We start from the raw sequence: 25,902 nt of genomic DNA, 5'->3' as shown, positions 1-25,902 counted from the left end.
CGCTGGGGTCGGCCCTGCAGCGGGGGAAGTCAAGATGCGGGTCCCCGCCGCACGCCCACGGGCTTTGCGGTGCGGCGCCGGCGCCCTAGATAGGAGGCCCACTCAGGAGCCCCGACTTGGCGGATTACGACCTCACCACGCCGAAGGGGCGGCGGCGCGCCTACCTCGACTACATATTCAAGGACCACGCCTTCCTGCGGCTGCGCTTTTCCAACGCCCATGCGGTGTCGGAGGAGCTCTACCGGGCCAACCAGCCCTGGCCCTTCCAGCTCGAGGACTGGAAGGCCCGGGGGATCCGCACGGTGATGAACCTGCGCGGCGGCTTCGACGCCAGCTTCTACGCCCTGGAAAAGGACGCCTGCGCGCGCCTGGGCCTGAACCTGGTGGACTTCACCATCACCTCCCGCGAGGTCCCCAGCCGCGCGCGGGTGCATGGCGCCAAGGCCCTGTTCGACAGCCTGGAGTACCCCGCCCTCATGCACTGCAAGTCAGGGGCGGACCGGGCGGGGATTATGAGCGTCCTCTACCTGCACTTCCGCAAGGGCGTGCCGATCCGCGAGGCCCTGGCCCAGCTCAGCCTGAAGTACCTGCACGTGAAGGCGGGGAAGACCGGGGTGCTGGACTACACCTTCGAGCGCTACCTCGCCGAGGGCGAACCGGCCGGCCAGACCTTCCTGGAATGGGTGGACAGCCCGGCCTACGACCCTGACGCCATCAAGGCCGACTTCCGGTCGAACATGTGGGGCCGCGCCCTGACGGAGACCCTGCTGCGCCGCGAATAGCTCAGTGGTCGTGGTCGTCGGTGTCGGGGTCCAGCAGCTTGTGCGCGTGGATGATGAAGTAGCGCATCAGGGCGTTGTCCACCGTCGACTGGGCCTTGGCCCGCCAGGCGTCCACCGCCTCCTGGTAGCTTGGGTAGGCGCCGACCAGGTCGATCTTCGAGAGGTCGCGGAACTCGACCGTATCCACGTCGATGAGTTCGCCGCCGATGACGAGGTGAAGAAGCTGGCGATGGGGCATGGCTGCGCCTCCTGGATCCGGGTGTCTGGACGCGCGATAGTCCCGCGGCGGTTAAGGATCAATGGACCGTACCGGAAAATCCCCGGCAGGGGGTCCATTCGTGCGCCGTCCCCGGCCTGAAGGGCGCCCCGGCCCCTGCAGGCGCGCTTGTTGGGGCTCTACTTGCCGGCGATTGACAGGGCGTCGACCAGGAGGGAGGGCGAATTGGCGGAGCCCCTGAACTCCAGGTCCGCACCCGGGACCAGCCGGGCATAGATATCCGGCAGGGCGCCGGCCACGGTGATCTCCGAGACGGGGTAGGCGATCTCGCCATTCTCGAACCAGAAGCCCGAGCAGCCGACAGACCAGTCGCCGGTGTTGGCGTTCAGGGACGGCCCGAACATGGAGGTCACGAGGAGGCCGGTCCCGGCGTCCGCCATGAGGCCGGCCAGGTCCCGCTCGCCCGGCGCCAGGGTCAGGTTGGAAGTCCCCACCCCTGCAGGACCCGCCGACCCCCGGGAGGCGTGGCCCGTCAGGTCCATTCCCAGCTGCCGCGCCGAAGTGGCGTTGTGCAGCCAGGTGGTCACGACGCCCCTGTCCACGAGGGCGGTGCGGCGGTTGAGGGCGCCCTCGTCGTCGAAGGGTGAGGAGCCCAGGCCCCGGGGCTGGTGGGGATCATCCAGCAGGGTGATGGCCTCGGCGAAAACCGCCTCGCCCAGCCGGTCCTTGAGGAAGGAGACGCCCCGCGCCACCGAAGGGCCGCTGATGGCGCCGATGAAGGGACCGATCAGGGAGGTGGCGATCCGGTTCTCGAAGATGACGGGGGCGGTGGTCGAGGCGATCTTGCGGGCCCCGAGGCGGGCGGCGGCCCGTCGCGCCGCCTCTCGGCCGACCTTCTCGGGCGACGGAAGGTCGCCGAACCAGCGGCGCGAGAGGCCGTCGTACCCGCTCTCCATGCCCTCGCCTTCACCGGCGATCACCGCGGCGCCGACGTGGAAACCGGTGGCCCTGTGCTCGCCGAAAAAGCCGTTCGATGTGGCCAGCCGCCAGGCCGAGCGCGAGGCCGAGGCCGACCCGCCGTCGGAATTGGCGATGCGCGGCATTCCCAGGGCGGCGGCTTCGGCCTGCCGGGCCAGGGTCTCCAGGGTCTCGGGATCCGGATCGGAAGGGTCGCAAAGGTCCAGTGCGGGGTGCGGGCCCGAGGCCAGGGCGCCAGGCTCGACCAGGCCGGACCAGGGGTCCTCGGGCGCGAGACGGGCCATGGCCACGGCCCGCTCCACCAGGCGTGCACGGCCGTCGGCCGAAATGTCCGAGCCCGAGACGGTGGCTTGACGCCGGCCGACGAAGACCCGCAGACTGAGGTCCCGCGCCTCTTCCCGCTCGACCTCCTCGAGGGCGCCGTGCCGGACGGTGACGGAAAGCGCCTGGTGCTCGGCGTCGACGGCCTCGGCGGCGTCGGCCCCGGCCCGAAGGGCGGCGGCGACAAGATCAGCGGAAAGTTCGGTGCTCATGGACGCCATATGGCCGCCCGCCGTCGCCCCGGCAAGCCGCGGCGGGCCGGGGGACCGGGCCGGGACGCTTCAGGGCAGGGCGTAGAAGAGCAGGGCGACCGCGAGGTAGATGTAGGCGCCCCAGGTGGCGGCCACCCCGCCGGCGCGGAGGGGTGAGGCCTCTCCGGACCGGGACAGGCCGATGGCGTGCGCCAGGCGTCCGCCGAACAGGACCAGCCCGGCCGGATGTACGGCCAGGGGCGGGGCGCCGGCCAGGGTGAGGGCGGCGAGGCCCACCAGGCCCATGGGGATGTACTCCGTGGCGTTCCCGAAGGCGCGGATGGCGCAGGCCAATTCAGGCACCCCGCCGTCGCCCAGGGCCACGGCGTGCCGTCGCCTCTGGCGCACCACCAGCAGGGACAGGCCGAGCAGGAGGAGGATGTGCAGGGCGGCCCAGAGGGCCAGGGCGTGGCCGGCGGGGATCGGGTCCATGGGCATGGCCTCCGGGAACTCGGGAGGGGAGTGTCGCCCTTTCCGGCCTCCGCGTCCATGCCTGAGCCTGCCGGCTTGCCGCCCTCACCGGCGGCATTAAAGTGACCCGCGATGAAGCAGATCGACCTCGACGACCTTCCGCCCCGGGTCGCCCAAATCCTCGCCAGCCTGGAGGCCGGTGAGACGCTGACCCTTGTCCAGAACGGGCTCGTGGTGGGTCGGCTGGAAGGCGCCGCGGCTTCGGAGACCCAGGCGGGCGCGCCGGACGGAGGCGAGCCAGCCCCTGCGCCTACGGGCGAGGCCCGGGCGGCGGAAATCTTTGAGCAGTTCCGCTCACTGATGGAAGACGAATTCTAGCCTTCACGCTGAACCTCGCCGTCGCCGTTGACCCCCTCACCGGCCTTCGGCCGGAGCTCGCCCTTGGGGAAGCAATTGAGCGCCTACTCCTCCCCCAGGGGGAGGTGGCGGGCCTAGCGCGGCGGCGGGGGTCTGGGTCGACCTCGTCACCAGGCGAGGGCGACGCCGTCCTTGCGCATCTCGGTGGCGGCGGCGTAGCGGCCGGGCCAGCGCTGGATGGCCTGGTAGCCGCCGAAACCGCCGTCGCTCTCCCCGATCGGCCAGCCGAGGGCGGCCAGCGCCGCCCGGGTCGCCCTCGGCACCCCGTTCTCGAGTCTCAGGAGGCCCGCCCCGGGCCGGGCCGGCTCGCCAGTGGGTTCGGGCGAGCCCTCATGATGCCAGCGCGGCGAGTCTCCAGCCTCCTGAACGCCGAGGCCGAAGTCGATCATGTTGGACAAGATCTGGCTCTGTCCCTGGGGCTGCATGTCGCCGCCCATCACGCCGAAGGCCAGCCAGGGCTCGCCCTCCCTGACGGCGAAGCCGGGGATGATGGTCTGGAAGGGCCGCTTGCCAGGGGCGTAGAGGTTGGGGTGTCCGTCCTGCAGCGCGAACAGTTCGCCCCGGTTCTGGAACATGAAGCCCAGGCCATCCGCCGCAAGGCCCGAACCCATGCCGCGATAGTTCGACTGGATGAAGGAAACCATCATCCCGTCGGCGTCTGCGGTGCAGAAATAGGTGGTGTCCCCGCGCGAGGGCGCCTGGCCGGGCCGGAGGTCGGACAGGATGGCGTCAGGGCGGATCAGTCGCGCCCTCTGCGCGGCGTAGTCCCGGGACAGGAGCCATTCCGTGGGGATCCGGGCGAAATCCGGATCGGCGTAAAAACGGGCCCGGTCCTCGAAGGCGAGGCGCTTGGCCTCGACGCCGTGGTGGATGGCGGCGGCGGACTGGAAGCCCATGCCGGCGACATCGAAGGTCTCGAGGATGTTGAGCATCTGCAGGGTGGCCAGGCCCTGGCTGTTGGGGGACAGCCCATAGACCTCCACCCCCCGGTAGGTCGTCTTCTGCGGCGGGTCCCAGCGGCTGCGGTGGGCCGCCAGGTCGGCCCGGGTCATCCAGCCGCCGATACGCTTGAAGTAGCGCTCGATCCGCTCGGCGATCTCGCCCTGGTAGAAGGCGTCCCGCCCGCCCGCGGCGATCAGGTCGTAGGTGCGGGCGAGGTCGGGATTGGCGAAGACCTCGCCTTCGACGGGGGTTCGGCCGCCTGGCGCCCAGGTGCGGCGGAAGTTCTCGACCTCCTCGATCCCGGCGCCGGGCCGGGTGAAGCCGCGCAGCGACCGGGCGAGGTAGTAGGCGACATTCTGGCTGACCGGGGCGCCCTCGCGGGCCAGGGCGGCGGCGGGCGCCAGGAGGTCCTTCCAGGGCAGCTTGCCGTAGCGCTGGTGCAGGGTCCACCAGGCGTCCACCGCGCCGGGGACGCTGACCGAGATGGCGCCGAAGGAGGGGATGAGGCCGTTCCGCGACCGGGCCCGGACCGTTTCGAGCTTAAGTCCCCTGGGGCTTCGGCCCGAGCCGTTCAGCCCCTCCACCCGGCGGGTCCGCGGATCCCACAGCATGGCGAAGGTGTCGCCGCCGATCCCGCAGGCGATGGGCTCGACAAAGCCCAGGACGGCGTTTGCGGCGATGGCGGCGTCCACCGCCGAGCCACCCTTGCGAAGGATGTCGATGGCGGTCTGCGTCGCGAGGGGATGGGCTGTGGCGGCTGCGCCGCGGACGCCCCAGGCCGCGCTCCGGCTGGCGAAGGTGGCGCCGTCGATCCGGTCGCCGGGGCCAACATCCGGGCGATTGCGGTTGGGATTGGCCTCCCGGCTCTGGGCAGCGGCGCCGCCGGCCGCGGCCAGGGCGGGAAGAGTGGCGAGAAAGGTCCGGCGCAGCATGTTTCGCCCTCCAGCGCGGCGCAGGGGCGTCAGGCCCCGCAACATCGCCGAGGACTAGCGCGGCTCGAGGGTGAGCGCCAGAAACCTGAGGGCGTCTTCTATGGGAATGAAGAAGTTCAATCCCTGGATCCCATCCTCGGGGGCGGAGGCGTAGCGGGAGACCGTCATGCCCACCACCCGGCCAGTCTCATCCAGAAGGGGTCCGCCGCTGTTCCCGGGGTTCACGGCCGCATCGCTCTGGATGAAACGGTATCCTGCCAGGCTACGGCTGGCGGAGATGACGCCCCGGGTCAGGGTGCCCTGCAGGCGCGTCTCCATGGGCGTGCCAAGGGCATAGACCGTCTCGCCCTGGCGGACGGGCTCGGTCCTCAGCCGGAAAGCGGGTCCGGCGCGGGGGTCGGTCCGGATCAGGGCGACGTCGCGTCCCGCGTCCGAGCGCACCACCTCGCCGACGCTTTCGGAACCGTCCGACCACCTCAGCTTGATCATCCGGGTGGACCCGACCACGTGCCGGTTGGTGAGGAGGTAGCCCTGGTCCGAGACGAGGAAGGCGGTACCCAGGCTGGCGCCCGTGAGCACCGCCGCCACCGCCCGGTGGGCGTCGGGCACGTTCGCCGGCGTCCGGGCCGCCGGGAGGCGGAGGGGGGCTGTCGCGGGGGGCTCCACCAGTCCTGACGGCGCCCGGATCGGCGTCACCGCCGCCGTCCGGAAGGTCTCGTCGGCGGCGAGGGCGCGCAGGCTGTCCCGCATGAGGGCCTGGTAGAGGGCCTCCGGGGCGTTGATGATCGGGCTGGGGGTCTCGACGCGCACCGTGGTGCGGATCCGGGCGATGGTCTTCGACAGGGCGGGAGCGTGGATCTGCCATTCGACGGTCATCTGCGCGACCCCCGTGCCGATGGCGGTGTCGAGTTCCAGTTTCTGCTCGCCGGGCATGAAGCCGCCGCAGATCGACGCCGTGTAGTCGGTGATGAGGGCCCCGACCTGGAGGTCGCCCTCGGGAGCCTCGGCGTCCCGGAAAAGGTCCGTCGGGTCTCCGGCCACGCGGAAGCCCAGCCCTGTCAGGGTCTCGTGGAAGATGCGCTCGTCCACCTCGCTCTTCTCGAATCCGTCGTTGGCTTGATCCCAGGAGGCCAGGTTGTCGGGCGCGCACTTCTTGCCCCACAGCACCAGGGCGTAGGGCGCGCCATGCCGGATCGACGAGGCGATGCGGGCGAGGCCCAGGGTCTGGCTCGTGCGGTCCTTCTCGAGGGGCCGGTCGACAACGGGGGGCGGCGCAGGCTTGCTGAAGACGGACAGTTGAGGGGGTTCAGCGGCCATGGCCGGCAAGGCCGCTGCGGCGGCGAACATGACGGCGAGGAACTGGATCGCAGGCCAGCGTGCAGGCCAGGGTGGAGGCGCGGCCCGGGTGCGCCGCCCCCAGCGCACGTCCGGGATCCGGAGTTGGAGGTTCATGGGGGCGGATCCTTCCTCTGTTCCTTTTATGTTCACGCTAGATCAGGGCGAGGGGAATGTCCACACCGCCGTACGCTTGACCTCCATGTCCTCGAGCTCGCGGGTGGTGGGCACCTGGTACTCCGCCAGGCGCACCAGCCCCTCCCGGGGAAAATAGGACCGGCCTGGATCGCCGATCAGCACCCGCGCGCCCCGGGACCGGCCCGCGTCCAGCCAGGCCATGACCCGCTCGGCGAGCGGTTTCTCGTAGCAGATGTCTCCCGCCAGGATGACGTCGGCCTCAGGCGGCGGCTGATCGAGGAGGTCTTGGTCGGTGAAATCGACGGCGACGCCATTGGCCTCGGCGTTCAGGGCCAGGGCGGCGCCGCAGAAGCCGTCGATATCCGCCGCGAGGACATGCCGGGCCCCGGCCCGTGCGGCGGCGATGGCGACGATGCCCGACCCGGAGGCGAAATCCAGGACCCGCAGGCCGGCGACCGTCTCCGGGGCGTCGAGGATGTAGCGGGCCAGGGCCTGACCGCCGGCCCAGGCGAACGCCCAGAAGGGCGGCGGCAGGCCGATCTCCTCGAGGGCTTCCTCGGTCATCCGCCAGATCGGCGTGATCTCGTCCGCCAGGTGCAGGGCCAGCTCCGGCGTATGCGGCGGGAACTGGAGCCGGGTGTGCGCCAGGATGAAGCTCCGGCGGCTCTCCGGATCGGCGCCGATCATCCCGCCGCCGCGGCGGCGACGTCTGGCCGTGAGGCGGCGCGGGCCAGGATCACGCGATAGCCCCCCGGCTCATGGAGCATTTCGGCCAGCACGCCCTTGCCGGCCAGCAGGCGGTGCGCCTTGGGCAGGTTGTAGCAGGGCAGGTGCATGAACATGTGGTGCTCGCAGTGATAGTTCACCCAGTAGGGCGCGAGCAGGGCGCGGGCGATCCATCCCGCATGGGTGGTGCGGGCCTGCCGCAGGGGGTCCGGTTCGCCCCCGGGGATGCAGGCGTGCTCGGCGATGTTGCGCAGGCGGGTGATGACCGGGAACCAGGTCGCCTGGGGCAGGACCCAGAAGACGGGCCAGGCCCACCAGACGCCAAACACCCCGCCGATGAGGGTGATGACCACGCCGCCCAGCAGCCAGCGGCGCTTGCGGCGCACCTCTTCGGCGAGGATGGGCAGAAGCGGCTGGCCGGGCTTGCGGGCCTTCAGCCGCCGGGCCAGGTCGCCGAACCTCTGCTTGAAGAAGGTCTGACCGGTCAGGTCCCGGAGCAGCTTTCGCCTCAGGGAGGTGCGGGTGATGGGAAAGGGCGCGGACAGGCCAATGTCCGGGTCCTCGTCCTGCTGGGCGAACTTGTGGTGCCCCAGGTGGTAGGCCCTGTAGCGAAGGAGGCCTCCGCCGGTGAGCCATTCGCCCGCCAGGTCATTGATCTTCGGGCTTGGGTGCAGGGCGCCGTGGGCGGCGTCATGCATCAGGATCGAGAGGCCCAGCTGCCGCCCGCCGATGATGACGACGGCGAGGGGCAGGGTCAGGGGCCAGACAACAGCCATGGCCGCCGCCGCGAAGATCACACCCCAGGCGTGGGCGAGGAGGGCAAGTCCCTTCCAGCGCGAGCGTCGGGCGAGGGGCGCCCACTCCGCTGGACTGAAGTAGGCCTTGGGATCTACGCGGGCGGCGGCGGGCACGGTTCGCCGTTCCGGATCAGCTGGTGATCGGCTTCAGGACGATCTCGACGCGGCGGTTCTTGGCCCGGCCGTCCGGGGTCGAATTGTCGGCGATCGGGGCGGTAGAGCCCTTGCCGGCGACCGCCAGGCGCTCGCGCATCACGCCGCCGGCGGTGACGAGGTATTCCGCCACCGAGCCGGCCCGGCGCTCGGACAGGCCCTGGTTCAGCTCGGCGGAGCCGGTGGAGTCGGCGTGGCCGATCACGTCGACCGTGGTCTGTGGGTACTTGTTCAGGGTGCCCGCGACATCGTTCAGCACGGTGTAGAACTGCGGCTTGATCTCGGACCGGTTGGTGTCGAAGGTCACGTCGCCGGGCATCTGGAGGACGATGTTCTCGCCCTGCCGCTCGACGTTGACGCCGGTGCCGGCGAGTTCGCGGCGCAGCTCGGCCTGCTGCTTGTCCATGTAGTTGCCGACGGCCGAGCCCGTGAGGGCGCCTATGCCGGCGCCGATCAGGGCGTTCTTGCGTCCCTGGTCGCTGTTGTTGGTGTTGGTCAGGTAGCCGAGGGCGGCGCCGGCGAGGGCTCCGGTCAGGGCGCCGGTCTTGGTGTTGCTCTTGACGGTCTCGCCGGTGGTGGCGTCGACCGTGGTGCAGGCGGTGAGGGCGGCGGCTCCAAGGAGGCAGGCCGCGAGAGCGAGGACCTTACGCATGGGTATTCTCCTTTTGCGTGTTACTCAGGGGCGTCCGGTAACCGGATTGAGCCCTTCCTTCCAGAGGTTTACAGCCGGAATCAGGCTCCGGTCCGGACCGTGAGGGTTTCCAGGCCCCTGAAGAAGGGCAGCTTGCGCCAGGCGGGCTCGGCCTCGGGATCGGCCAGGGCGAGACCCGGATAGCGGCCGAACAGGCGCGGCAGGGCGACCTGGGCCTCCAGCCGGGCCAGGGGCGCGCCAATGCAGATGTGGGCGCCGCCGCCAAACGACATGTGCGGGACCTTCTTGCGGGTGATGTCGAAGACATCGGGGTTCTCGAAGGCCTCGGGATCGCGGTTGGCGCCTCTCAGCAGCAGGTTGACGCTGCGTGTCTTGGCGATCGGGCAGCCGCTGATCTCCAGGTCCCGGGAGGCGATCCTGGAGGTCGCGTCGACGGGCGGGTCAAAGCGGAGCACCTCCTCGACCAGGGCGGAGGCCAGGCCCGGGTCGGCCATCAGCTTGGCCTTCTCGGACGGGTTCAGCATCAGGAGCCGGGCGCCGTTGCCGATCAGGTCTGTGGTGGTGAGGTTGCCGCCCACGAGAAGGGCCGTGAGGTTAATGCGCAGCTCGGTGTCGCTGAGGGGCGCGCCCTCGCCCTGCAGGCGGACCATGTCCGAGATCAGGTCGTCGCGGGGATGGGCGCGCCGGTCGGCGAGGGCCTCGGTGAAGTAGGCGGTCAGGGCCAGGCTGGACCGCTCCATGTGGGCGGTCTGCTCGGCGTTCCGGAACGGGTTCAGTCCCTGGATCAGGCCCTCGGACCAGTCCCGGAAGGCTTCCAGCTGGTCGTGCGGCACGCCCAGGATCGACGCGATCACGTCGATGGGGATCGGCACGCAGAACAGGTCCATCAGGTCGACCTCGGCCTGGGTCCCGATCCGGTCGAGGGCCTCGTCGACGATCCGCTCGACCTCGGGCCGGAAACGGGCGACCCGGGCGTAGAGGGCGCGGGACAGGGGGCCGCGGATCCGGGCGTGGTCCGGGTCGTCGAGAGTCAGGATGGACGAAGTCTCGCTGCGCGGCAGGCTGGGGTCCGGCGGATCGAAGCGCTGCAGGCGCCGGCTCTCCGGGTCGGCGAGCAATGGGTCCCGCCAGAGGGTCAGGTCAGTCGCCACCCCCCGGACGTCGGAATAGCGGGATACGAAGGTGGCCCCGCTGAAGGCGTCATGGTGGACGGGGCAGGCGCTGCGCAGCTTCGCCAGGACCGTCGCCGGGTCGCGGCGGTAGTCCTCGTCGAGCGGCGTCAGCTGCAGGATCGTCGGAAGGGCGTCGTCGGCCATGTCATCCTCCCTGGCGGATGCTACAGACTATCGGGTGCGGCCGGCCGCTCTACAAGCCCCCGCCGCCCCAGAGCCCCTGTCCAAAGCGCCCTGCAACGATGGCGGCGAAGAGGATCAGGCCGGCCAGGGCGTTGGAGCGGAACAGGGCGAGTGCGCCCCTGGGGTCGTCCATGTCCAGCCGTGCGGCCTGGCGCGACAGGTGCAGGCCATAGCCGGCGGCGAGAGGCAGGAAGAGGGGCCCAAGCCGGGCCGCGAAGGCGCAGGACAGGGCGAACAGGAAGGCCAGGGCGTAGAAGCCCAGCACCGCCCTCGGGGCGGAGGGGCCGAGGCGGCGGGCCGAGGACTTGATGCCAGCCAGGGCGTCGTCCTCCATGTCCTGCACCGCGTAGAGGGTGTCATAGCCCAGGGTCCAGAAGACCCCGCCGAGGTAGAGCAGGATGGCGGTAATCCCGAGCTCGCCCGTCGCCGCTGCAAATCCCAGCAGGGCGCCCCAGTTGAAGGTGAGTCCCAGCCAGGCCTGCGGCCACCAGGTGATCCGCTTCATGAAGGGGTAGGCCGCCACCAGGACGAGGGAGGCGATCCCCAGGGCGATGGCCAGGGGCGGCAGGGTGAAGAGGATGGCCGCCCCGCCCAGGCTGCAGGCGACGAGGAAGGCCCAGGCCTGTCGGACGGAGATCCGGCCCGATGCGACAGGCCGGCCGGCGGTGCGGGCGACCTTGGCGTCCAGGTCCCGGTCGAGGATGTCATTGTACGCGCATCCGGCGGCGCGCATGAGGGCGGCCCCCAGGAAGATCTTGGCCATGAGGACGAGATCGGGCCAACGACCGGACATCGAGGCTGCGAGGGCGGCGCCCTGCCAGCCCGGCAGCATGAGCAGCCAGATCCCCACCGGACGGTCGAAACGACCCAGCTTCAGCCAGGGTCTCAGTCCCTCCGGGGCGAACCGGTCGACCCAGTTGTCGGGACGGGCGTCGGGAAGGATTTCGGACTGCGGCGTCTCAGGCATGCCCGCGCTTCTACCAGACTGTGACCGGGCCGCATCAGTCGAAAAGGACCGCCTGTGCCCGGGTTGACCCCGGGTTTCCGCAGGGGCATCACCAACCTGCTCTCAGCGACAGGAAAGGGGGGCCGGAATGATGGAGTTTTTCGGCGGCGCCCTTCGCAAGGCGGATCGACTTCGGGGCTGACGCCCCGTCCAGACCGACCTTCACCGGATACCTTCCTGACTTCGCCCCGCCCCTGAACGCGGCTGGGCCAACCCTGCTGCAGACATGACCGAACATTACGAAGATGAGGACGAGGGGCCCCGCGAGCGCGCCCTGAGCAACCTCCAGGTGCTGGGCTTCATCGCCAGCTTCTGGCTCCGGCGTCCCTGGCGACTGTCCTGGGTCGTGACCTTCTGCCTGGTCTCCATCGGCCTAGACATGGCCATGCCCTGGGCGGCGGGACGGATGGTGGACACCCTGACCCAGGGGCCCGTCCTGGCGCCTGACGCCTGGCGCTGGTGGGCGATCTTCATCGGGCTGGGCGTGGCCCTGGCCATCGTCCGCAACATCCGCGACAAGCCCTGGTGCCAACTGGCGGCCTTCAACATGAAGGAGATGACCGACGCCGGGTTTGCGCGGGTCCAGGCCTACTCCGCCGACTGGCACGCCGACGCCTTCGCGGGCGCCACCGTGCGCAAGCTGAGCCGGGCCATGTGGGCCTACGACCAGGTCTCCGACGCCGTGGTCATGTGGATTGGCCCAGCCCTGCTGGTGCTGGTCGGCCTGTCGGTGATGATGATCCTGCGCTGGCCCATGGTCGGCCTGTTCTCGCTGTTCGCCGTCGGCCTGTTCATCGCCACCAACCTGTTCCTGATCTCGCGTTTCGCCCGGCCCCTCAACCAGCGCTCGGTGGCGCTGGACACCCGGATCGGCGGCGCCCTGGCCGACTCCATCTCGGGTAACGCCGCGGTGCGCAGCTTCGGCGCCGAGGCGCGGGAGGAGGCCCGGATCGCCGGCGTGACTTCCCTCTGGCGCGACGCCGTGATCCGCACCTGGTACAGCTTCACCGATATCTGGCTGGTGCAGAACCTCCTGCTGGCCTTCCTCCAGGCCGGCCTGACGGGCCTGCTCATCCACCTCTGGACCCAGGGTCGCGCCACCCCAGGAGACGTGGTCTTCGGGGTGACGGCCTTCATGCTGATGAGCGGCTACCTGCGGAACCTGGGCGACAACATCCGCATGCTGCAGAAGGGCCTGGACGACGCCGAGGACCTGGCCCGCTACATGCGCACCGGGCCGCAGGTGCCGGACCGGCCGGACGCCCGGCCCTTCGCGCCGGGCCCGGGCGAGATCGTCTTCGACCGGGCGGGCTTTGGCTACGCCAAGTCGGGGCGTCGCCTGTTCAACGACTTCACCCTGCAGATCCGGCCTGGCGAGCGCGTGGCCCTGGTGGGCCCTACCGGCTCTGGCAAGTCGACCTTCGTCAAGCTGATCCAGCGGCTCTATGACGTGGATTCCGGCGCGATCCGGGTCGACGGCCAGGACGTGGCTGCGGTGACCCAGGCGAGCCTGCGGCGGGCCATCGCCGTGGTGCCCCAGGACCCGGCCCTGTTCCACCGGAGCATCGCCGAGAACATCGCCTACGGCCGGCCTGACGCCACCCCGGAGGCGATTGAAATGGCTGCGCGCCGGGCCCGCGCCCATGACTTCATCGCCCGCCTGCCCGGCGGCTACGCCACACTGGTGGGCGAGCGGGGGGTCAAGCTGTCCGGGGGCGAGCGCCAGCGGGTGGCCATCGCCCGGGCCTTCCTGGCGGATGCGCCGATCCTGGTCCTCGACGAGGCGACCTCCTCTCTCGACGTGGAGACCGAGCGCGAGGTCCAGGCCGCCATGGAGGCCCTGATGGAGGGGCGGACCACGGTCATCATCGCTCACCGGCTCTCCACCGTCCGCAATGCCGACCGCATCCTCGTCTTCGAGGACGGCCGCATCCTGGAGGAGGGTGGCCATGACGAGCTGGTCCGGCGCGGCGGCGCCTACGCCCGCCTCCACGCCGTGACACTGGGCGCCGCCTGAGGACCGCTTGAGCCCGCCCCGCCCGGCAGGCACAGTGCGGGCGCAGCGCCGGAGTCCTGATGGCCAGTTACCTTGAGACCGTCCGGGAGTGGTTCCGCGCCCGGCTGGATGCGCCGGGCGGCCTGTCCACGCCGGAGGGGGCGGCGCTTGGCCTGCGGGTCCTGGCTATCTGGCGCTCGCGCATGATCGCCCGGGCGCTGAGGGAGCAGAACGGCGGCAGGGTCCTGGGCGGCCCCTTCGCGGGCATGGCCTATGTGGAAGACGCCACCGAGGGCGCCCTGGCCCCCCGCCTGATCGGGACCTACGAGGACGAGCTTCATCCCCACCTGGCCGAGGCCCTGGCGGCGGACCCCGAGGTCATCCTCGATATCGGCTGCGCCGAAGGCTACTACGCCGCGGGCCTGGCTCGGCTGGCGCCCGGTGCGGTGGTCCATGCCCATGACACCTCGGAGACCGCTCAGGCGGCCTGCCGGCGGATGGCCGGGCTGAACGGGGTGGAGGCCCGCATCCGCATCGGGGGCCTCTTCCATCCGGAGGATTTCCAGCAGTTCGCCGGTCAGCGGTGCCTGGTCATCGTCGACATCGAGGGCGCTGAGGACGACCTGCTCCGGCCGGACCTCGCCCCGGCCCTGGCCGGAATGCGGCTGATCGTCGAGACTCACGATGTCTATCGCCCGGGGGTGATGGACCGGGTCCGCGCCCGTTTCGCGGCCTCCCACTGCATCACCGTGGTGAATCCGGGCCCCAAGACCGCGGCCCTGCCTGAGCTCCTGCGCAACCGCAGCCACCTGGACCAGCTGCTCGCCGTCTGGGAGTTCCGCGCCGCGCCGACCCCCTGGCTGGTGATGGTCCCGAAGGCGAAGGGCTAGGCTCCGGACCCGGTCATTCCTCGCCCACGGGCCGGAATGGGTCTGGGAAGGCGTCGCTGAGGCCGCGGACTAGGCGGCGGCGTCGTCGCGGTCGAACTCGGCCGCGAGGCGCGGAGCAAAGTCGCCCCTCGGCGCGACGGCCACCGAGCCCAACCCAAGCCAGCCGGCCATGCGCCGCAGGTTCCGCGCCAGGGCTTCCGGGGTTCCGGGGCCGGCCGCCGGCTCGGCATGGGCCGCCTGCACGAGGAGCCGCCCGCCCTTCCTGTCCGCCTTGAGGTCGACCCGTGCGGTGATCGCCTCGCCCTCGAGGAAGGGCAGGACGTAGTACCCGTGCACCCGGCGCGGGGCGGGAGTGTAGATTTCCAGCCGGATCCGCACGTCGAAGAGCCGTTCGGCCCGGTCCCGAAACCAGATGAGGTTGTCGAAGGGACTGAGCAGGGCTTCCGCCCTTACCTTGCGGGGAGCCGCGGCTTCGGGCGACAGGTAGGCTTGGCCCCGCCAGCCCTCGACGCGCACGGGGGTCAGGTCGCCGGCCTCCACCAGTTCCGCCACCCGCAGCCGGGCGTCGGCCGCCGGCATCCGGAAATAGTCCCGCAGGTCCGCTTCGGTCGCCACGCCCTGGGCCCGGGCGGCAATCCGCAGGAGCGCCCTCTGGGCCTCGCCCCGGTCCGGCGTCGGCGCCGCCAGGACGCCGGGCGGGTGGACCTGTTCCGGCAGGCCATAGACGCGCTCGAAGGCGCCCCGGCGGGCGGCGGTGGTCAGGCGGCCCGTCCAGAACAGGCACTCCAGGGCCCGCTTGCCCTCGCTCCATCCCCACCAGCCGCCGGCGCCCGGGGCCCCGAGGCCGAGTTCAGCCGATGACAGGGGCCCTCGGTCGCGGATCTCCGCCAGGACCCGGTCGATGAAGTCGCCGTGGCTGCGCAGGAAGGCCGCCACGCCCCGCCAGACGCCGACCCCGGCCTCGGCGTCCTCCATGCGCCACCTCAGAAGGGGCTGGATCTCCAGCGAGGCCAGGGAGGCCTCGTGCATCCAGTACTCGAAGAGGCCGGGTCGGCCGCCCCAGGCCAGGTCCTCGAGGGCCTCGCGGGGATAGGCGCCGAGGCGGGAATGAAATGGCAGGTAGTGCGACCTGGCCAGGACGTTGACGGAGTCCATCTGCACCACGCCAAGCCGGCCCACGATCCTGAGCAGGTCGGCCCGTCCCGGTGCGGCCGGCGGCGCCTTGCTGAAGCCCTGCGCCGCCAGGGCCAGCCGGCGGGCGTCCCGGGCGGATAGGTCGGCCTTCACCGGGCCAGGCGGCCGTCCGACAGGGCGCCCAGCTCAAACGGGAAGAGGATGGCGGGGTCCGGCGCCTCGATCTCGCGGGCGATCTCTTCCGGCGCCAGGGCGCGGACCAGGTGGCGAAGGATGTCCAGCCGGGCGGGCTTCTTCTGGTCGGAGCGGACACAGGTCCAGGGCGACTTGTCCGAATGGGTCCGCCTCAGCATGCCGTCCCGGGCGTCGGAGTAGGCGTCGAACCGGGACTGGGCGGCCTCGTCCAGGGGGCTGGTCTTGAGGGCCTTGAGGGGATCGGTCCGGCGCTCCTCGAGCCGCTTCTTCTGCTCCTTGCGGCTGACGTCCAGCCAGAGCTTGACCAGGCGGACGCCGCTGTCGACCAGCATGCCTTCGAAGGCGGGAACCTCGCGCAGGAAGTGCTCGTGTTCGTCCTCGGTGCAGAAGCCCATGACCGGCTCCACCCCGCCCCGGTTGTACCAGGAGCGGTTGAAGATGACGGTCTCGCCCGCCGCCGGAAGCCAGGGGACATAGCGCTGGAAGAACCACTGGGTCTTCTCGCGGTCCGAGGGCTTGGGCGGGGCGATGACCCGGGTCGCCCGGGTGGACAGGTGCTCGGTGATCCTCTGGATCGAGCCGTCCTTGCCCGCCGCGTCGCGGCCCTCGAAGATGATCAGCACCTTGTCGCCGGCGGCGATCGCGTGCTGCTGGTAGCGGACGAGGGCCAGCTGGAGGCGCTGGAGGTCCGCCTCGTAGGCGTCGTCGGAAGAGATCTTGTCGCTCATTCGCCGAACCTAGTCGGGAGGCGGAGGCCTCGTCCAGACGTGCCGTCAGCCCTGCGGATCGGGAAGGTAGCGGTCGAAGGCCCTGCGGTTCGCGTCCCTGTATCGACGGGCATCCTCTGAACCGCCCTCCACCGCGCGGTGGATCATGCAGGCGGCCAGCCGGCGAACGTCGTGCTGCGAGATCGTGTTCTCGCCGACGATACAGTCGACCCGGGTGGCCAACTGGTCGGGATTACGGCCCAGCCATCGTGTCGGGCTCAGGATTTCGCCAGTCTCCGAAAAGAGGAGAAGCTTCGTATCGGCGTCGGCAGGCGGCGGAAGCGCGCGGCCCCCCGGGCACAGGCTCTTGTAGAACCGCGGTGAAGCGTCCAGGGCGACCCTCAGATGCACAGGGTGACACATGGACACCTGGATCGCGAGGGCGCCGCCCAGGGAGTCACCTGTCACGGAAACAGGAATCGTTCCGTCCCCGCGCACCCTGAGGAAGGTGGCGAGCGCAGCGCGGTTCTGGTCCTTCCTGCCGAAGAGGTTGGTGGACCAGTCCCCCCTTCCGTCCGTACCCCGGAAGGCGATGATCTTCTCAGCGACCTGCCCGTCGCGGACACGGTGAAAGACCCGGTACTGGTAGCCCTTGGCGCCATCGCACGCGATCTCTGTGCAGGACTCGGCCTCGACCACGCCCGCAGGGGGCGCCAGGTCGGGCGAGGCCTGCGGTTCGTAGGCCAGGGCCGCGAGCACACCGTATTCGTAACCCAGGGCCGCCATGGCCTTGACGCAGCCGGGGGTGTTCAGGGTCTCGCGCGGGGCGGCGGGACAGGAGCTGGTTTCGCGGGGGTTCCACAAGCTCGCGCATCCCGTGGTCCCGAGCAGGAAAAGGGCGATGAGAAGAGGCTTCAGCCGGCTCATGGGTGGGGGCTCCCTGCCCTTGCAGTGCGTCATTCGGCCGGCCGGATCCGGGACATGGACGGCAGGGCGGGAGGTGGTTCTACTCACTTCCTGCAGCGACTGCGATTCCCCTGGCGGTCCGGACCTGAACCATGATCCGACTTCTTGTCCCAGATGACCTATCCGGCGGCCGGCCGATCCTCCTGGCCGACGCCCAGGCGCGCTACCTGGTGCAGGTGATGCGGCGCGGGCCCGGGGACGAGGTCCTTGTCTTCAACGGGCGGGACGGCGAATGGCGGGCGCGGATCGTCGCTGCGGGCAAGCGGGCGACGACGCTGGAGGTGGTGGACCAGACCCGGGTCCAGCCTCCGCCCGGCGGGATCGTCCTGGTCATGGCCCTGGTCAAGCGGACGCCCCTCGAGACGGCGGTCGCCAAGGCGGTGGAGCTGGGCGTCGCGGAGATCCGGCTGGTCAACACCGAACGGACCAATGCCGACCACACCCGGATGGACCGGCTGGAGGCGATCGCCGCCGAGGCGGCCGAGCAGACGGGCCGCCTGGACGTCCCGCGCCTCCAGGCGCCGGCGCCCTTGTCCCGCGTCCTCGAAGCCCTTGCCGGCGGCGGCCCGCTGGTCTTCTGTGACGAGGCGGGCGAGGCGCCGCCCATCCTCGCGGCCCTTGGCGGCCTGCCCAAGGGTCCCCTCGCCATCCTGGTCGGTCCGGAGGGCGGTTTCTCACCGGCGGAGCGGGCGGGCCTGCGGGCGCGGGTTGGGACGATCCCGGTTTCCCTTGGGCCCCGCATCCTGCGGGCGGATACGGCGGCCCTCTCGGCCCTGACCCTGGCCCAGGCCGTCGGCGGAGACTGGACGACCTGAATTCCTGCGGGCGCTCCAGAAATCCTGATTTGCGCGAAACCGACTTAACGGCGTAAAGATCGCGCGCCGCGGAGACGCGGTTCCGGGAAGGGAACCTACGGGTAGAGGGCATGGCCGACTCCAAGGTCGACGGTCGACCGCTGGAATTTTCTGACATCGTGGCCTGGATCCAGGCGGGCGAGACCCCGCCTGCAGACTGGCGCGTGGGTGCGGAGCACGAGAAGTTCGTGTTCCGGACGGCGGATCACGCCCCGGTTCCCTACGAGGGCGACAGCGGCATCCTGGCCCTGATGGAGGGCCTCAAGCCCTATGGCTGGACCGATGTCCTCGAGGGCCAGACCCTGATCGGGCTTGAGCGCGGCAAGGCCAATGTCAGCCTCGAGCCGGGCGGCCAGTTCGAGCTGTCCGGCGCCCCCCTGGCCGACATGCACGAGATCGCCGCCGAGACGGCGGGGCACCTGGACGAGGTCAAGGCGGTTGGCGAACGGCTGGGCCTGGGCTTCCTCGGCCTGGGCTTCACCCCGGAATGGACCCGCGCCCAGGTGCCGGTCATGCCCAAGGGCCGCTATCGCATCATGCGCGCCTACATGCCGAAGGTCGGCGGGCTGGGCCTGGACATGATGTTCCGCACCTGCACGGTGCAGGCCAACCTCGACTTCGTGGACGAGGCGGACATGCGGCTGAAGTTCCGCGCAAGCCTGGCCCTGCAGCCGGTGGTGACCGCCCTGTTCGCCAACTCCCCCTTCGTGGAGGGCCGGCCTTCGGGCTTCCTGACCGCCCGCGCCAATGTCTGGACCGACACCGATCCTGACCGCACGGGGATGCTGGGCTTCGTCTTCGCCGACGGGTTCGGCTATGAGGCCTACGCCAACTATCTCCTTGATGTCCCGATGTATTTCGCCAAGCGGAACGGGGCCTATATCGACCTTTCCGGGCGCTCTTTCCGGCAGTTCATGACCTCGGGCTTCGACGACCTGCCGGGTGACCGGCCGAGCCTCAAGGACTTTTCCGACCACGCCACCACCGCCTTCCCCGAGGTGCGGCTCAAGCAGTACCTGGAGATGCGCGGCGCCGACGCGGGCCCCCGTCCCATGCTCGACGCCCTGCCGACCCTGTGGACCGGGATCCTCTACGACCGGGCGGCCCTGGAGGCGGCCTGGGACCTCTGTCGCGACTGGCCGCTGGAGTCACATGAGCGCCTGCGCGCGGACGTGACCCGCCTGGGCCTGAAGGCGAAGATCGGTTCGCGGACCGTGCAGGACGTGGCCCGCGACCTCGTCGCCATCGCCTCCGAAGGCCTGAAGCGCCGGGCCCGCACCAACGCCTCGGGCGCGGACGAGCGCGTCTACCTCGAGCCCCTGGCCGAGATCGCCGAAAGCGGCCTGACCCAGGCGGACCGGCTGCTGGCGAAGTTCCACGGGCCGTGGGGCGGACGCCTCGACCCGGTCTGGAGCGACGCCGCCTTCTGACTCCGGCGGCGGCTTGCTTGCCTGAACCGGCGGCGCATGGTCTGTTCAGGGTTTCATGATTTCGCGGGTCCGCCGGGCCTGCCCGGCTTCCGGATTCCCTGAGATGAACATCGTCATTCTCCTTGGACTGCTCGTCACCCTGGCCACCGGAATCCCGGTCCTGCGCCAGCTCCTGCGCGAGCATCCCAAGGGGCTGCTGGTCCTGTTCTTCGCCGAGATGTGGGAGCGCTTTTCCTACTACGGCATGCGCGGGATCCTGATCTTCTACCTGACCCAACACCTGATGTTCGACCGAGACGAGGCCAGCTCCCTCTACGCGTCCTACACCGCCCTTGTGTACCTCCTGCCCCTGCTGGGCGGCTTCATCGCCGACCGCTGGCTGGGGTCCCGCAAGGCGGTCGCCTTCGGCGCCCTGCTGCTGGTGGCGGGCCATATCTCCATGGGCTTCGAGGGGCGGCCCTCGCAGCAGGACCTGATCTACGGCGGAAATGTCTATCCCATCGTCGCCGAGGGCCGGATGGACGACCGGGTGGCGCATATCCTGGTCGAGGGGACCAAGTACGAGTTTGGCCCGCGCGAGGGCGGCGGCATCTCGATCCCGGGCGTGCCCATCTCCACCGGCCTGCCGACCTCGATCCCCGAGGGCGACTATGAGATCCGCACCCTGATCAACAATGGCTCGGCCAGCATGTTCTATTTCGCCGTGTCGCTGATCATCCTCGGCGTCGGCTTCCTGAAGCCCAATATCTCGGCGGTGGTGGGCGACCTCTATCCCCACGGCGACCCGCGGCGGGATTCCGGTTTCACCCTCTACTATTACGGCATCAACCTCGGGGCCTTCTGGGCCTCTATCCTCTGCGGCCTCCTGGGCCAGCACTTCGGATGGTGGGCGGGCTTCGGCCTGGCCGGGGTCGGGATGTTCCTGGGCTGGATCGTCTTCGTCCTGGGCCGGCCCCTGCTGGAGGGCAAGGGCGAGCCGCCCAATCCCCGCAAGCTGCGCGAGCCCTTCGCCGGCTTCATCAGCCGCGAGTGGATGACCTACATCATGTCGATCCTGGCCATCGGCATCATCTTCCTGACGGTCCAGAACAGCCGACTGGTGGGCGTAGCCCTGGCGTTCGCCATCGTGGGCTCCCTGGTGGCGCTGGCCTGGATCATCATCCGGGTCTGCCAGACGACGGTGGAGCGCCAGAGGATGAGCCTGGCGGTCATCCTGATCCTGGGTTCGGTGATCTTCTTCACCCTCTTCGAGCAGGCCGGATCCTCGCTGAACCTGTTCGCCTCGACCAATGTCGACCTGTCCCTGACCCACGAAGCCGGGCGCTTCCTGGGCATTCCCTACGGCACGCCGGAGCAGCTGGCGGCCATCGGCGTGAAGCCCTCAAGCTGGTGGAGCTGGATCGACACCTCGGTGGGCGCGGCCCAGACCCAGTCGTTCAACGCCGGCTTCATCCTGATCTTCGCGCCCCTGCTGGCGGCGCTGTGGACCTGGCTCGGCCGGCGCGGCAAGGACCCGAACCCGACCCTGAAGTTCGGCTTCGGCCTGGTCCAGGTGGGCCTGGGCTTCCTGATCGTGGTCTGGGGGGCGAGCCTGCATGACAGCGCCTTCCGGGTGCCCCTGGTCCTCCTGGGCCTGCTCTACCTGCTGCACACCACGGGCGAGCTCTTCCTGTCGCCCGTCGGCCTGTCGGAGATCACCAAGCTGACCCTGCCGGGCGTGGTCTCGTTCATGATGGCGGTCTGGTTCCTGGCTTCCTCCATCGCCCAGTATGTCGGCGGCTGGATCGCCGGCTTCCTGGTCACGGAGTCCGTCGGCGGCGAGGTCCTGGATCCCAAGCTGGCCCTCGACACCGCCATAGCGGGCTTCAGGGCCCTGGGCTGGGCCGGCGTCATCTGCGGCGTCGCCTTCGTGGCGATCAGCTTCGTGGTCCGCGGCTGGGCGCACGAGGGCAAGCCGGTCCGCGGCGAGCCGGAGACGCCCGCCGCCTGAGGCGGCCCGCCGGGGTTCAGCCCCCGGCGCCGCCGACCGTCAGGCCGGTGATCTTCAGCGAGGGCTGGCCCACGCCGACCGGCACGGACTGGCCCGACTTGCCGCAGACGCCGACGCCGGGGTCAAAGTCGAAGTCGTCGCCGACCATGGTGACCCGCGTCAGGGCCGTCGGGCCATCACCGATCAGAGTGGCGCCCTTGACGGGCCGGGTGATCCGCCCGTCCTCGATCAGGTAGGCCTCGGTGCACTGGAAGACGAACTTGCCGTTGGTGATGTCCACCTGGCCGCCGCCGAAGTTGGCGCAGTAGAGCCCGCGCCGGGTCGAGGCGATCATCTCCTCGCGGGGCGTGGAGCCGCCCTCCATGGCGGTGTTGGTCATCCGGGGCATGGGGATGTGGGCGTAGGACTGGCGACGGCCGTTGCCGGTGGCCGCCAAACCCATCAGGCGCGCACTCATCCGATCGTGCATGTAGCCCACCAGGATGCCGTCCTCGATCAGGACGGTACGTTCCGTCGGGGTGCCCTCGTCGTCCACGGACAGGGAGCCGCGGCGACCTGGCAGGGTGCCGTCGTCGTAGACCGTGACCCCGCGGGCGGCGACCTGCTCGCCGATCCGGCCGGAGAAGGCGGAGGAGCCCTTGCGGTTGAAGTCGCCCTCCAGCCCGTGGCCCACCGCCTCGTGAAGCAGGACGCCATTCCAGCCCGGACCCAGGACCACGTCCATCTCGCCGGCCGGGCAGGGGCCAGCTTCAAGGTTCACCAGGGCCTGGCGCAGGGCCTCCTCGGCCTGGCTGCGCCAGCTGTCCGGCGTGATCCAGGCCTCGAAGCCCGCCCGCCCGCCGGCGCCTGCGAAGCCGCTCTCTCGACGGCCGTCCCGCTCCACCGTGATCTGGACATTGATCCGGGCGAGGGGCCGGACGTCGCGGATCAGCCGGCCGTCGGCGCGCAGGATCTCGACCGTCCTCTGCTCGCCGGCGAGGGAGGCCATGACCTGCACCACACGGGGGTCGCGGGCGCGGCACCAGGCGTCGATCTCCTGGAGAAGGGCGACCTTGGACTCGAAGTCGGGCGAGTCGGTGGGGTCGACGTCGTCGTAGAGGCGCTGGTTGGTCGGGCGGGGCCCTTCGTCGGCCTTGCCGGAATAGCCGCGCCGGGCGAGGGCGGCGGACCCCGCCGCCCGCTTCAGCGCCGCCTCGGAGACCTCGCTGGAATGAGCGTAACCGGCCGACTCGCCCGCCACGACGCGCAGGCCGAACCCGTCAGAGGTGTCGAAGGCCGCCGATTTCAGCCTGCCGTCATCGAACAGGAAGGATTCGCTTCGCGACCGCTCGAGAAAGATTTCGCCGTCATCTGCGTCCCCGATCGCCTCCGAAAGCACCCGCCGGGCCGTTTCCGGGGCCAGGCCGTGGGTCTCGAGGAGGGAGGCGGATTCGGGGGGGAGGGACATGCGGGACTCCATGCGGGATCGACTTGTCACAGATAGGACGTGCAGGCCCCTGCGTCACCCTGTCGGCGGCGTCGGGAAAGGCATTGGGACCGCTTGGCAAGCGAACCGCGAGCGCGTATGGACGCCCACGAGGGACCCGACTTCGGCCATCTGGCTGTGCGGCCCGCGTAGACGTCGGCGGGGCCGCCCTCCCGGGCCGGAGCCGTCCGCGAGCAAAGACCGAGGGGACATGAAGTCTAGGGTTCAAGGCATTCGGGCAGGTCTGGCGTCCGCCGCCGCCGCCGCGATGACGATGGTCTGGGCGCTTCCCGCCCTGGCCGACGAAATGCGGGTCGGTCAGCCGACGCCAGGGGCGATCGGCCTTCAGCCGGGGGTGACCCCGCTCAAGCACGACGCGACCTTCTTCCACAACGTGATCCTGCTGCCGATCATCACGGTCATCACGCTCTTCGTGCTGGTCCTGCTGGTTTGGGTCATGGTCCGCTACAACAAGAAGGCGAACCCGACCCCGGCGAAATGGAGCCATAACACCGCCATCGAGGTGGCCTGGACCATCGTCCCGGTCCTGATCCTGATGTTCATCGCGATCTTCTCGTTCCGGCTTCTCTACGCCTACAACGACATGCCCAAGCCCTACATGACGATCAAGGCCACGGGCTATCAGTGGTACTGGGGCTACGAATACCCGGATAACGGGATCAGCGAGTTCGTCTCCAACATCCTGCCGGAAGACAAGGCCAAGGCCCAGAAGGTGCCCTACCTCCTGGCCACCACCGAGCCGCTCGTCGTGCCGGTGGGCAAGCCGGTCCGGGTCCAGGTGACGGGCGCCGACGTGATCCACGCCTTTGCGGTCCCGGCCTTCGGTATCATCAGCGACGCCGTCCCGGGCCGCCTGAACGAGACCTGGTTCACGATCGAGAAGGCCGGCGTCTACTACGGCAACTGCCGCGAGCTGTGTGGCTCGGAGCACGCCTACATGCCGATCGAGGTCCGGGCGGTCAGCCAGGCTGAGTTCGACGCCTGGGTCGCCACCAAGGGCGGCTACAAGGTGGGCGCCGCGCCCGCCCCCGCTGCTCCCGCTCCCGTGACCGCTGCGGCCCCCGCCGCGGCTCCTGCTCCCGCTGCGGCCCCGGCTGCAGCGCCCGCGCCTTCCGCTACGCCCGCGCCCGCCTCGGCGCCGGCGTCGAACTGAGGTCAGGAATAGTTCAATGGCCCACGCTTCCACTGTTGATCACGACCACGATCACAAGCCGCCCTTCCTGGTTCGGTGGCTCTTCTCCACGAACCACAAGGACATCGGCACGCTCTACATCATCTTCGCCATCATGGCGGGGATCGTCGGCGGCGCCCTCTCGGGCCTGATCCGGCTCGAACTCGCCGAGCCGGGCATGCAGGTCTTCGTAAAGGGCGGCTGGCTCGACCAGCTCGGCGTCGTCGAGGCGTCCAAGCATGGCTACAACGCCGTGGTCACCGCCCACGCCCTGATCATGATCTTCTTCATGGTCATGCCGGCTATGATCGGCGGGTTCGGCAACTGGTTCGTCCCGATCATGATCGGTGCGCCGGACATGGCCTTCCCGCGGATGAACAACATCTCGTTCTGGCTGCTCGTGGCGGCCTGGATCCTGCTCTGCCTCTCCCTCTTCGCGGACGGCGGCCCAGGCAAGGGCTTCGGCGGCGGCTGGACGATCTATCCGCCGCTCTCGACCAAGGGCCACACCGGGCCCTCGATGGACCTGGCCATCCTGTCCCTCCACCTGGCGGGCGCGAGCTCGATCCTCGGTGCGATCAACTTCATCACCACCATCTTCAACATGCGCGCGCCGGGCATGACCCTGCACCAGATGCCGCTGTTCGCCTGGTCGGTGCTGGTGACCGCCTTCCTCCTGCTCCTGTCCCTGCCCGTGCTGGCCGGCGCCATCACCATGCTGCTGACGGACCGGAACTTTAACACCCACTTCTTCGATCCCGCCGGCGGCGGCGATCCGGTAATGTTCCAGCACCTCTTCTGGTTCTTCGGACACCCGGAAGTGTACATCCTGATCCTGCCGGGCTTCGGCATCGTCAGCCATATCGTCTCGACCTTCTCGCGGAAGCCGATCTTCGGCTACCTCGCCATGGCCTACGCCATGGTGGCGATCGGCTTCGTCGGCTTCATCGTGTGGGCCCACCACATGTACACCGTCGGCATGCCCATCGACCTGCGGGCCTACTTCGTGGCGGCCACCATGGTCATCGCGGTGCCTACGGGGGTGAAGGTCTTCTCCTGGATCGCCACGATGTGGGGCGGCTCCCTGGACTTCAAGACGCCCATGCTGTGGGCGATCGGCTTCATCTTCCTGTTCACCGTCGGCGGCGTGACGGGCGTGGTTCTGGCCAACGCCGGCATCGACTACAGCCTGCACGACACCTACTACGTGGTGGCGCACTTCCACTACGTGCTCAGCCTGGGCGCCGTGTTCGCGATCTTCGCCGGCTTCTACTACTGGTTCGAGAAGATGTGGGGAGTGAAGTACAACGAGTTCCTCGGCGTGGTGCATTTCTGGATCACCTTCGTCGGCGTGAACCTGATCTTCTTCCCGCAGCACTTCCTCGGGCTGCAGGGCATGCCCCGCCGCTATGTCGACTATCCGGAGGCCTTCACCTTCTGGAATCAGGTCTCCACCTACGGCTATCTGGTCACCGTGGTCGGCGTCGGCGTCTTCCTGCTGATCCTCGTGGAGGCCGCGGTGCGCCGTCGCAAGGCGGAAGCCAATCCCTGGGGCGAAGGCGCGACCACCCTGGAGTGGACCCTGTCCTCTCCGCCGCCGTTCCACCAGTTCAGCGATCCGCCGGTTTTCAAGCCGGACTCGCACCACTAATCGCGCCCGCCCGGTTCAA

At 69.8% G+C, this 25,902-nt stretch carries 23 protein-coding genes; 9 read left to right on the top strand and 14 right to left on the bottom strand.

Annotated features, from left to right (window positions below):
• Positions 1 to 116: 116 nt before the first annotated feature.
• Positions 117 to 782 carry a fused DSP-PTPase phosphatase/NAD kinase-like protein gene (locus tag HYN04_RS10495; RefSeq protein WP_110450714.1) on the top strand — a complete coding sequence of 222 codons (666 nt, stop codon included), beginning with the start codon at positions 117 to 119 and terminating at the stop codon, positions 780 to 782.
• Position 783: 1 nt separating this feature from the next.
• On the opposite strand, the gene HYN04_RS10490 is transcribed toward HYN04_RS10495, so the two are convergent.
• The 3 genes from HYN04_RS10490 to HYN04_RS10480 all read right to left on the bottom strand — a co-directional run bounded on the left by HYN04_RS10490 (position 784) and on the right by HYN04_RS10480 (position 2,981).
• Positions 784 to 1,020 (bottom strand): DUF4170 domain-containing protein, encoded by a 237-nt coding sequence (locus tag HYN04_RS10490; protein WP_110450713.1) that lies wholly within the window; start codon positions 1,018 to 1,020, stop codon positions 784 to 786.
• 158 nt (positions 1,021 to 1,178) lie between these two features.
• Positions 1,179 to 2,510 carry a TldD/PmbA family protein gene (locus tag HYN04_RS10485; RefSeq protein WP_241962609.1) on the bottom strand — a complete coding sequence of 444 codons (1,332 nt, stop codon included), beginning with the start codon at positions 2,508 to 2,510 and terminating at the stop codon, positions 1,179 to 1,181.
• A 69-nt stretch (positions 2,511 to 2,579) separates the two neighbouring features.
• Positions 2,580 to 2,981 (bottom strand): MAPEG family protein, encoded by a 402-nt coding sequence (locus HYN04_RS10480; protein ID WP_110450711.1) that lies wholly within the window; start codon positions 2,979 to 2,981, stop codon positions 2,580 to 2,582.
• Positions 2,982 to 3,092: 111 nt separating this feature from the next.
• Between HYN04_RS10480 and HYN04_RS10475 the strand changes: the two genes are divergently transcribed.
• A complete protein-coding gene (locus HYN04_RS10475) occupies positions 3,093 to 3,338 on the top strand; it encodes a hypothetical protein (RefSeq protein WP_110450710.1) in 246 nt (81 codons plus the stop codon).
• Between the two features lie 146 nt (positions 3,339 to 3,484).
• Here HYN04_RS10475 and ggt read toward each other — a convergent pair whose 3' ends face one another.
• The 7 genes from ggt to ubiA all read right to left on the bottom strand — a co-directional run bounded on the left by ggt (position 3,485) and on the right by ubiA (position 11,374).
• Complete coding sequence (ggt, locus tag HYN04_RS10470) at positions 3,485 to 5,251, bottom strand: gamma-glutamyltransferase (protein WP_110450709.1); 1,767 nt, start codon at positions 5,249 to 5,251, stop codon at positions 3,485 to 3,487.
• 54 nt (positions 5,252 to 5,305) lie between these two features.
• Positions 5,306 to 6,703 carry a S1C family serine protease gene (locus HYN04_RS10465; RefSeq protein WP_110450708.1) on the bottom strand — a complete coding sequence of 466 codons (1,398 nt, stop codon included), beginning with the start codon at positions 6,701 to 6,703 and terminating at the stop codon, positions 5,306 to 5,308.
• A 42-nt stretch (positions 6,704 to 6,745) separates the two neighbouring features.
• Positions 6,746 to 7,411, bottom strand: a complete 666-nt coding sequence (locus tag HYN04_RS10460; RefSeq protein WP_110450707.1) for a class I SAM-dependent methyltransferase — start codon at positions 7,409 to 7,411, stop codon at positions 6,746 to 6,748.
• Positions 7,408 to 8,361 (bottom strand): fatty acid desaturase family protein, encoded by a 954-nt coding sequence (locus HYN04_RS10455; protein WP_110450706.1) that lies wholly within the window; start codon positions 8,359 to 8,361, stop codon positions 7,408 to 7,410. Before HYN04_RS10455 ends, HYN04_RS10460 begins: the two co-directional genes overlap by 4 nt.
• A gap of 16 nt (positions 8,362 to 8,377) precedes the next feature.
• Entirely contained in the window at positions 8,378 to 9,052 is a 675-nt protein-coding gene (locus tag HYN04_RS10450; RefSeq protein ID WP_110450705.1) for a YiaD family glycine zipper/OmpA-like lipoprotein, read from the bottom strand.
• A gap of 80 nt (positions 9,053 to 9,132) precedes the next feature.
• Positions 9,133 to 10,368: a cytochrome P450 gene (locus HYN04_RS10445; protein WP_110450704.1), complete on the bottom strand. Its 1,236-nt coding sequence runs from the start codon at positions 10,366 to 10,368 to the stop codon at positions 9,133 to 9,135.
• A 49-nt stretch (positions 10,369 to 10,417) separates the two neighbouring features.
• Positions 10,418 to 11,374: a 4-hydroxybenzoate octaprenyltransferase gene (ubiA, locus tag HYN04_RS10440; RefSeq protein ID WP_110450703.1), complete on the bottom strand. Its 957-nt coding sequence runs from the start codon at positions 11,372 to 11,374 to the stop codon at positions 10,418 to 10,420.
• A gap of 265 nt (positions 11,375 to 11,639) precedes the next feature.
• On the opposite strand from ubiA, the gene HYN04_RS10435 reads away from it, so the two are divergent.
• Together HYN04_RS10435 and HYN04_RS10430 are read left to right on the top strand one after the other, a co-directional pair.
• Positions 11,640 to 13,430: an ABC transporter ATP-binding protein gene (locus HYN04_RS10435; protein WP_110450702.1), complete on the top strand. Its 1,791-nt coding sequence runs from the start codon at positions 11,640 to 11,642 to the stop codon at positions 13,428 to 13,430.
• A 59-nt stretch (positions 13,431 to 13,489) separates the two neighbouring features.
• Positions 13,490 to 14,299 (top strand): class I SAM-dependent methyltransferase, encoded by an 810-nt coding sequence (locus tag HYN04_RS10430; RefSeq protein ID WP_110450701.1) that lies wholly within the window; start codon positions 13,490 to 13,492, stop codon positions 14,297 to 14,299.
• A 69-nt stretch (positions 14,300 to 14,368) separates the two neighbouring features.
• On the opposite strand, the gene HYN04_RS10425 is transcribed toward HYN04_RS10430, so the two are convergent.
• The 3 genes from HYN04_RS10425 to HYN04_RS10415 are packed head-to-tail and all read right to left on the bottom strand — an operon-like array spanning position 14,369 to position 17,262.
• On the bottom strand, positions 14,369 to 15,586 hold the full coding sequence (locus HYN04_RS10425; RefSeq protein ID WP_110450700.1) for a winged helix-turn-helix domain-containing protein: 1,218 nt from the start codon (positions 15,584 to 15,586) through the stop codon (positions 14,369 to 14,371).
• A complete protein-coding gene (gene ppk2 / locus HYN04_RS10420) occupies positions 15,583 to 16,356 on the bottom strand; it encodes a polyphosphate kinase 2 (protein ID WP_110450699.1) in 774 nt (257 codons plus the stop codon). Before ppk2 ends, HYN04_RS10425 begins: the two co-directional genes overlap by 4 nt.
• Positions 16,357 to 16,401: 45 nt before the next feature.
• Positions 16,402 to 17,262, bottom strand: a complete 861-nt coding sequence (locus tag HYN04_RS10415; protein ID WP_110450698.1) for a hypothetical protein — start codon at positions 17,260 to 17,262, stop codon at positions 16,402 to 16,404.
• Between the two features lie 131 nt (positions 17,263 to 17,393).
• Between HYN04_RS10415 and HYN04_RS10410 the strand changes: the two genes are divergently transcribed.
• The 3 genes from HYN04_RS10410 (at position 17,394) to HYN04_RS10400 (ending at position 21,575) form a co-directional block, all read left to right on the top strand.
• On the top strand, positions 17,394 to 18,116 hold the full coding sequence (locus HYN04_RS10410; protein WP_110450697.1) for a 16S rRNA (uracil(1498)-N(3))-methyltransferase: 723 nt from the start codon (positions 17,394 to 17,396) through the stop codon (positions 18,114 to 18,116).
• A gap of 110 nt (positions 18,117 to 18,226) precedes the next feature.
• Positions 18,227 to 19,585 carry a glutamate--cysteine ligase gene (locus tag HYN04_RS10405; protein ID WP_110450696.1) on the top strand — a complete coding sequence of 453 codons (1,359 nt, stop codon included), beginning with the start codon at positions 18,227 to 18,229 and terminating at the stop codon, positions 19,583 to 19,585.
• Between the two features lie 103 nt (positions 19,586 to 19,688).
• Positions 19,689 to 21,575 carry a peptide MFS transporter gene (locus HYN04_RS10400; protein WP_110450695.1) on the top strand — a complete coding sequence of 629 codons (1,887 nt, stop codon included), beginning with the start codon at positions 19,689 to 19,691 and terminating at the stop codon, positions 21,573 to 21,575.
• Positions 21,576 to 21,591: 16 nt separating this feature from the next.
• Here the strand turns inward: HYN04_RS10400 and tldD are convergent, their stop codons facing one another.
• Positions 21,592 to 23,022 carry a metalloprotease TldD gene (gene tldD / locus HYN04_RS10395; protein ID WP_110450694.1) on the bottom strand — a complete coding sequence of 477 codons (1,431 nt, stop codon included), beginning with the start codon at positions 23,020 to 23,022 and terminating at the stop codon, positions 21,592 to 21,594.
• 229 nt (positions 23,023 to 23,251) lie between these two features.
• Here tldD and coxB point away from each other — a divergent pair, with 229 nt between their 5' ends.
• Entirely contained in the window at positions 23,252 to 24,214 is a 963-nt protein-coding gene (coxB, locus tag HYN04_RS10390; protein ID WP_110450693.1) for a cytochrome c oxidase subunit II, read from the top strand.
• A gap of 16 nt (positions 24,215 to 24,230) precedes the next feature.
• A complete protein-coding gene (gene ctaD / locus HYN04_RS10385; RefSeq protein ID WP_110450692.1) occupies positions 24,231 to 25,883 on the top strand; it encodes a cytochrome c oxidase subunit I in 1,653 nt (550 codons plus the stop codon).
• Positions 25,884 to 25,902: the final 19 nt, after the last annotated feature.

Source organism: Phenylobacterium parvum, from assembly GCF_003150835.1.
Taxonomy (GTDB): Bacteria; Pseudomonadota; Alphaproteobacteria; order Caulobacterales; family Caulobacteraceae; genus Phenylobacterium; species Phenylobacterium parvum.
The sequence above is the reverse complement of the archived record's forward strand: the minus strand, read 5'-3'. Positions and strand labels throughout refer to the sequence as shown.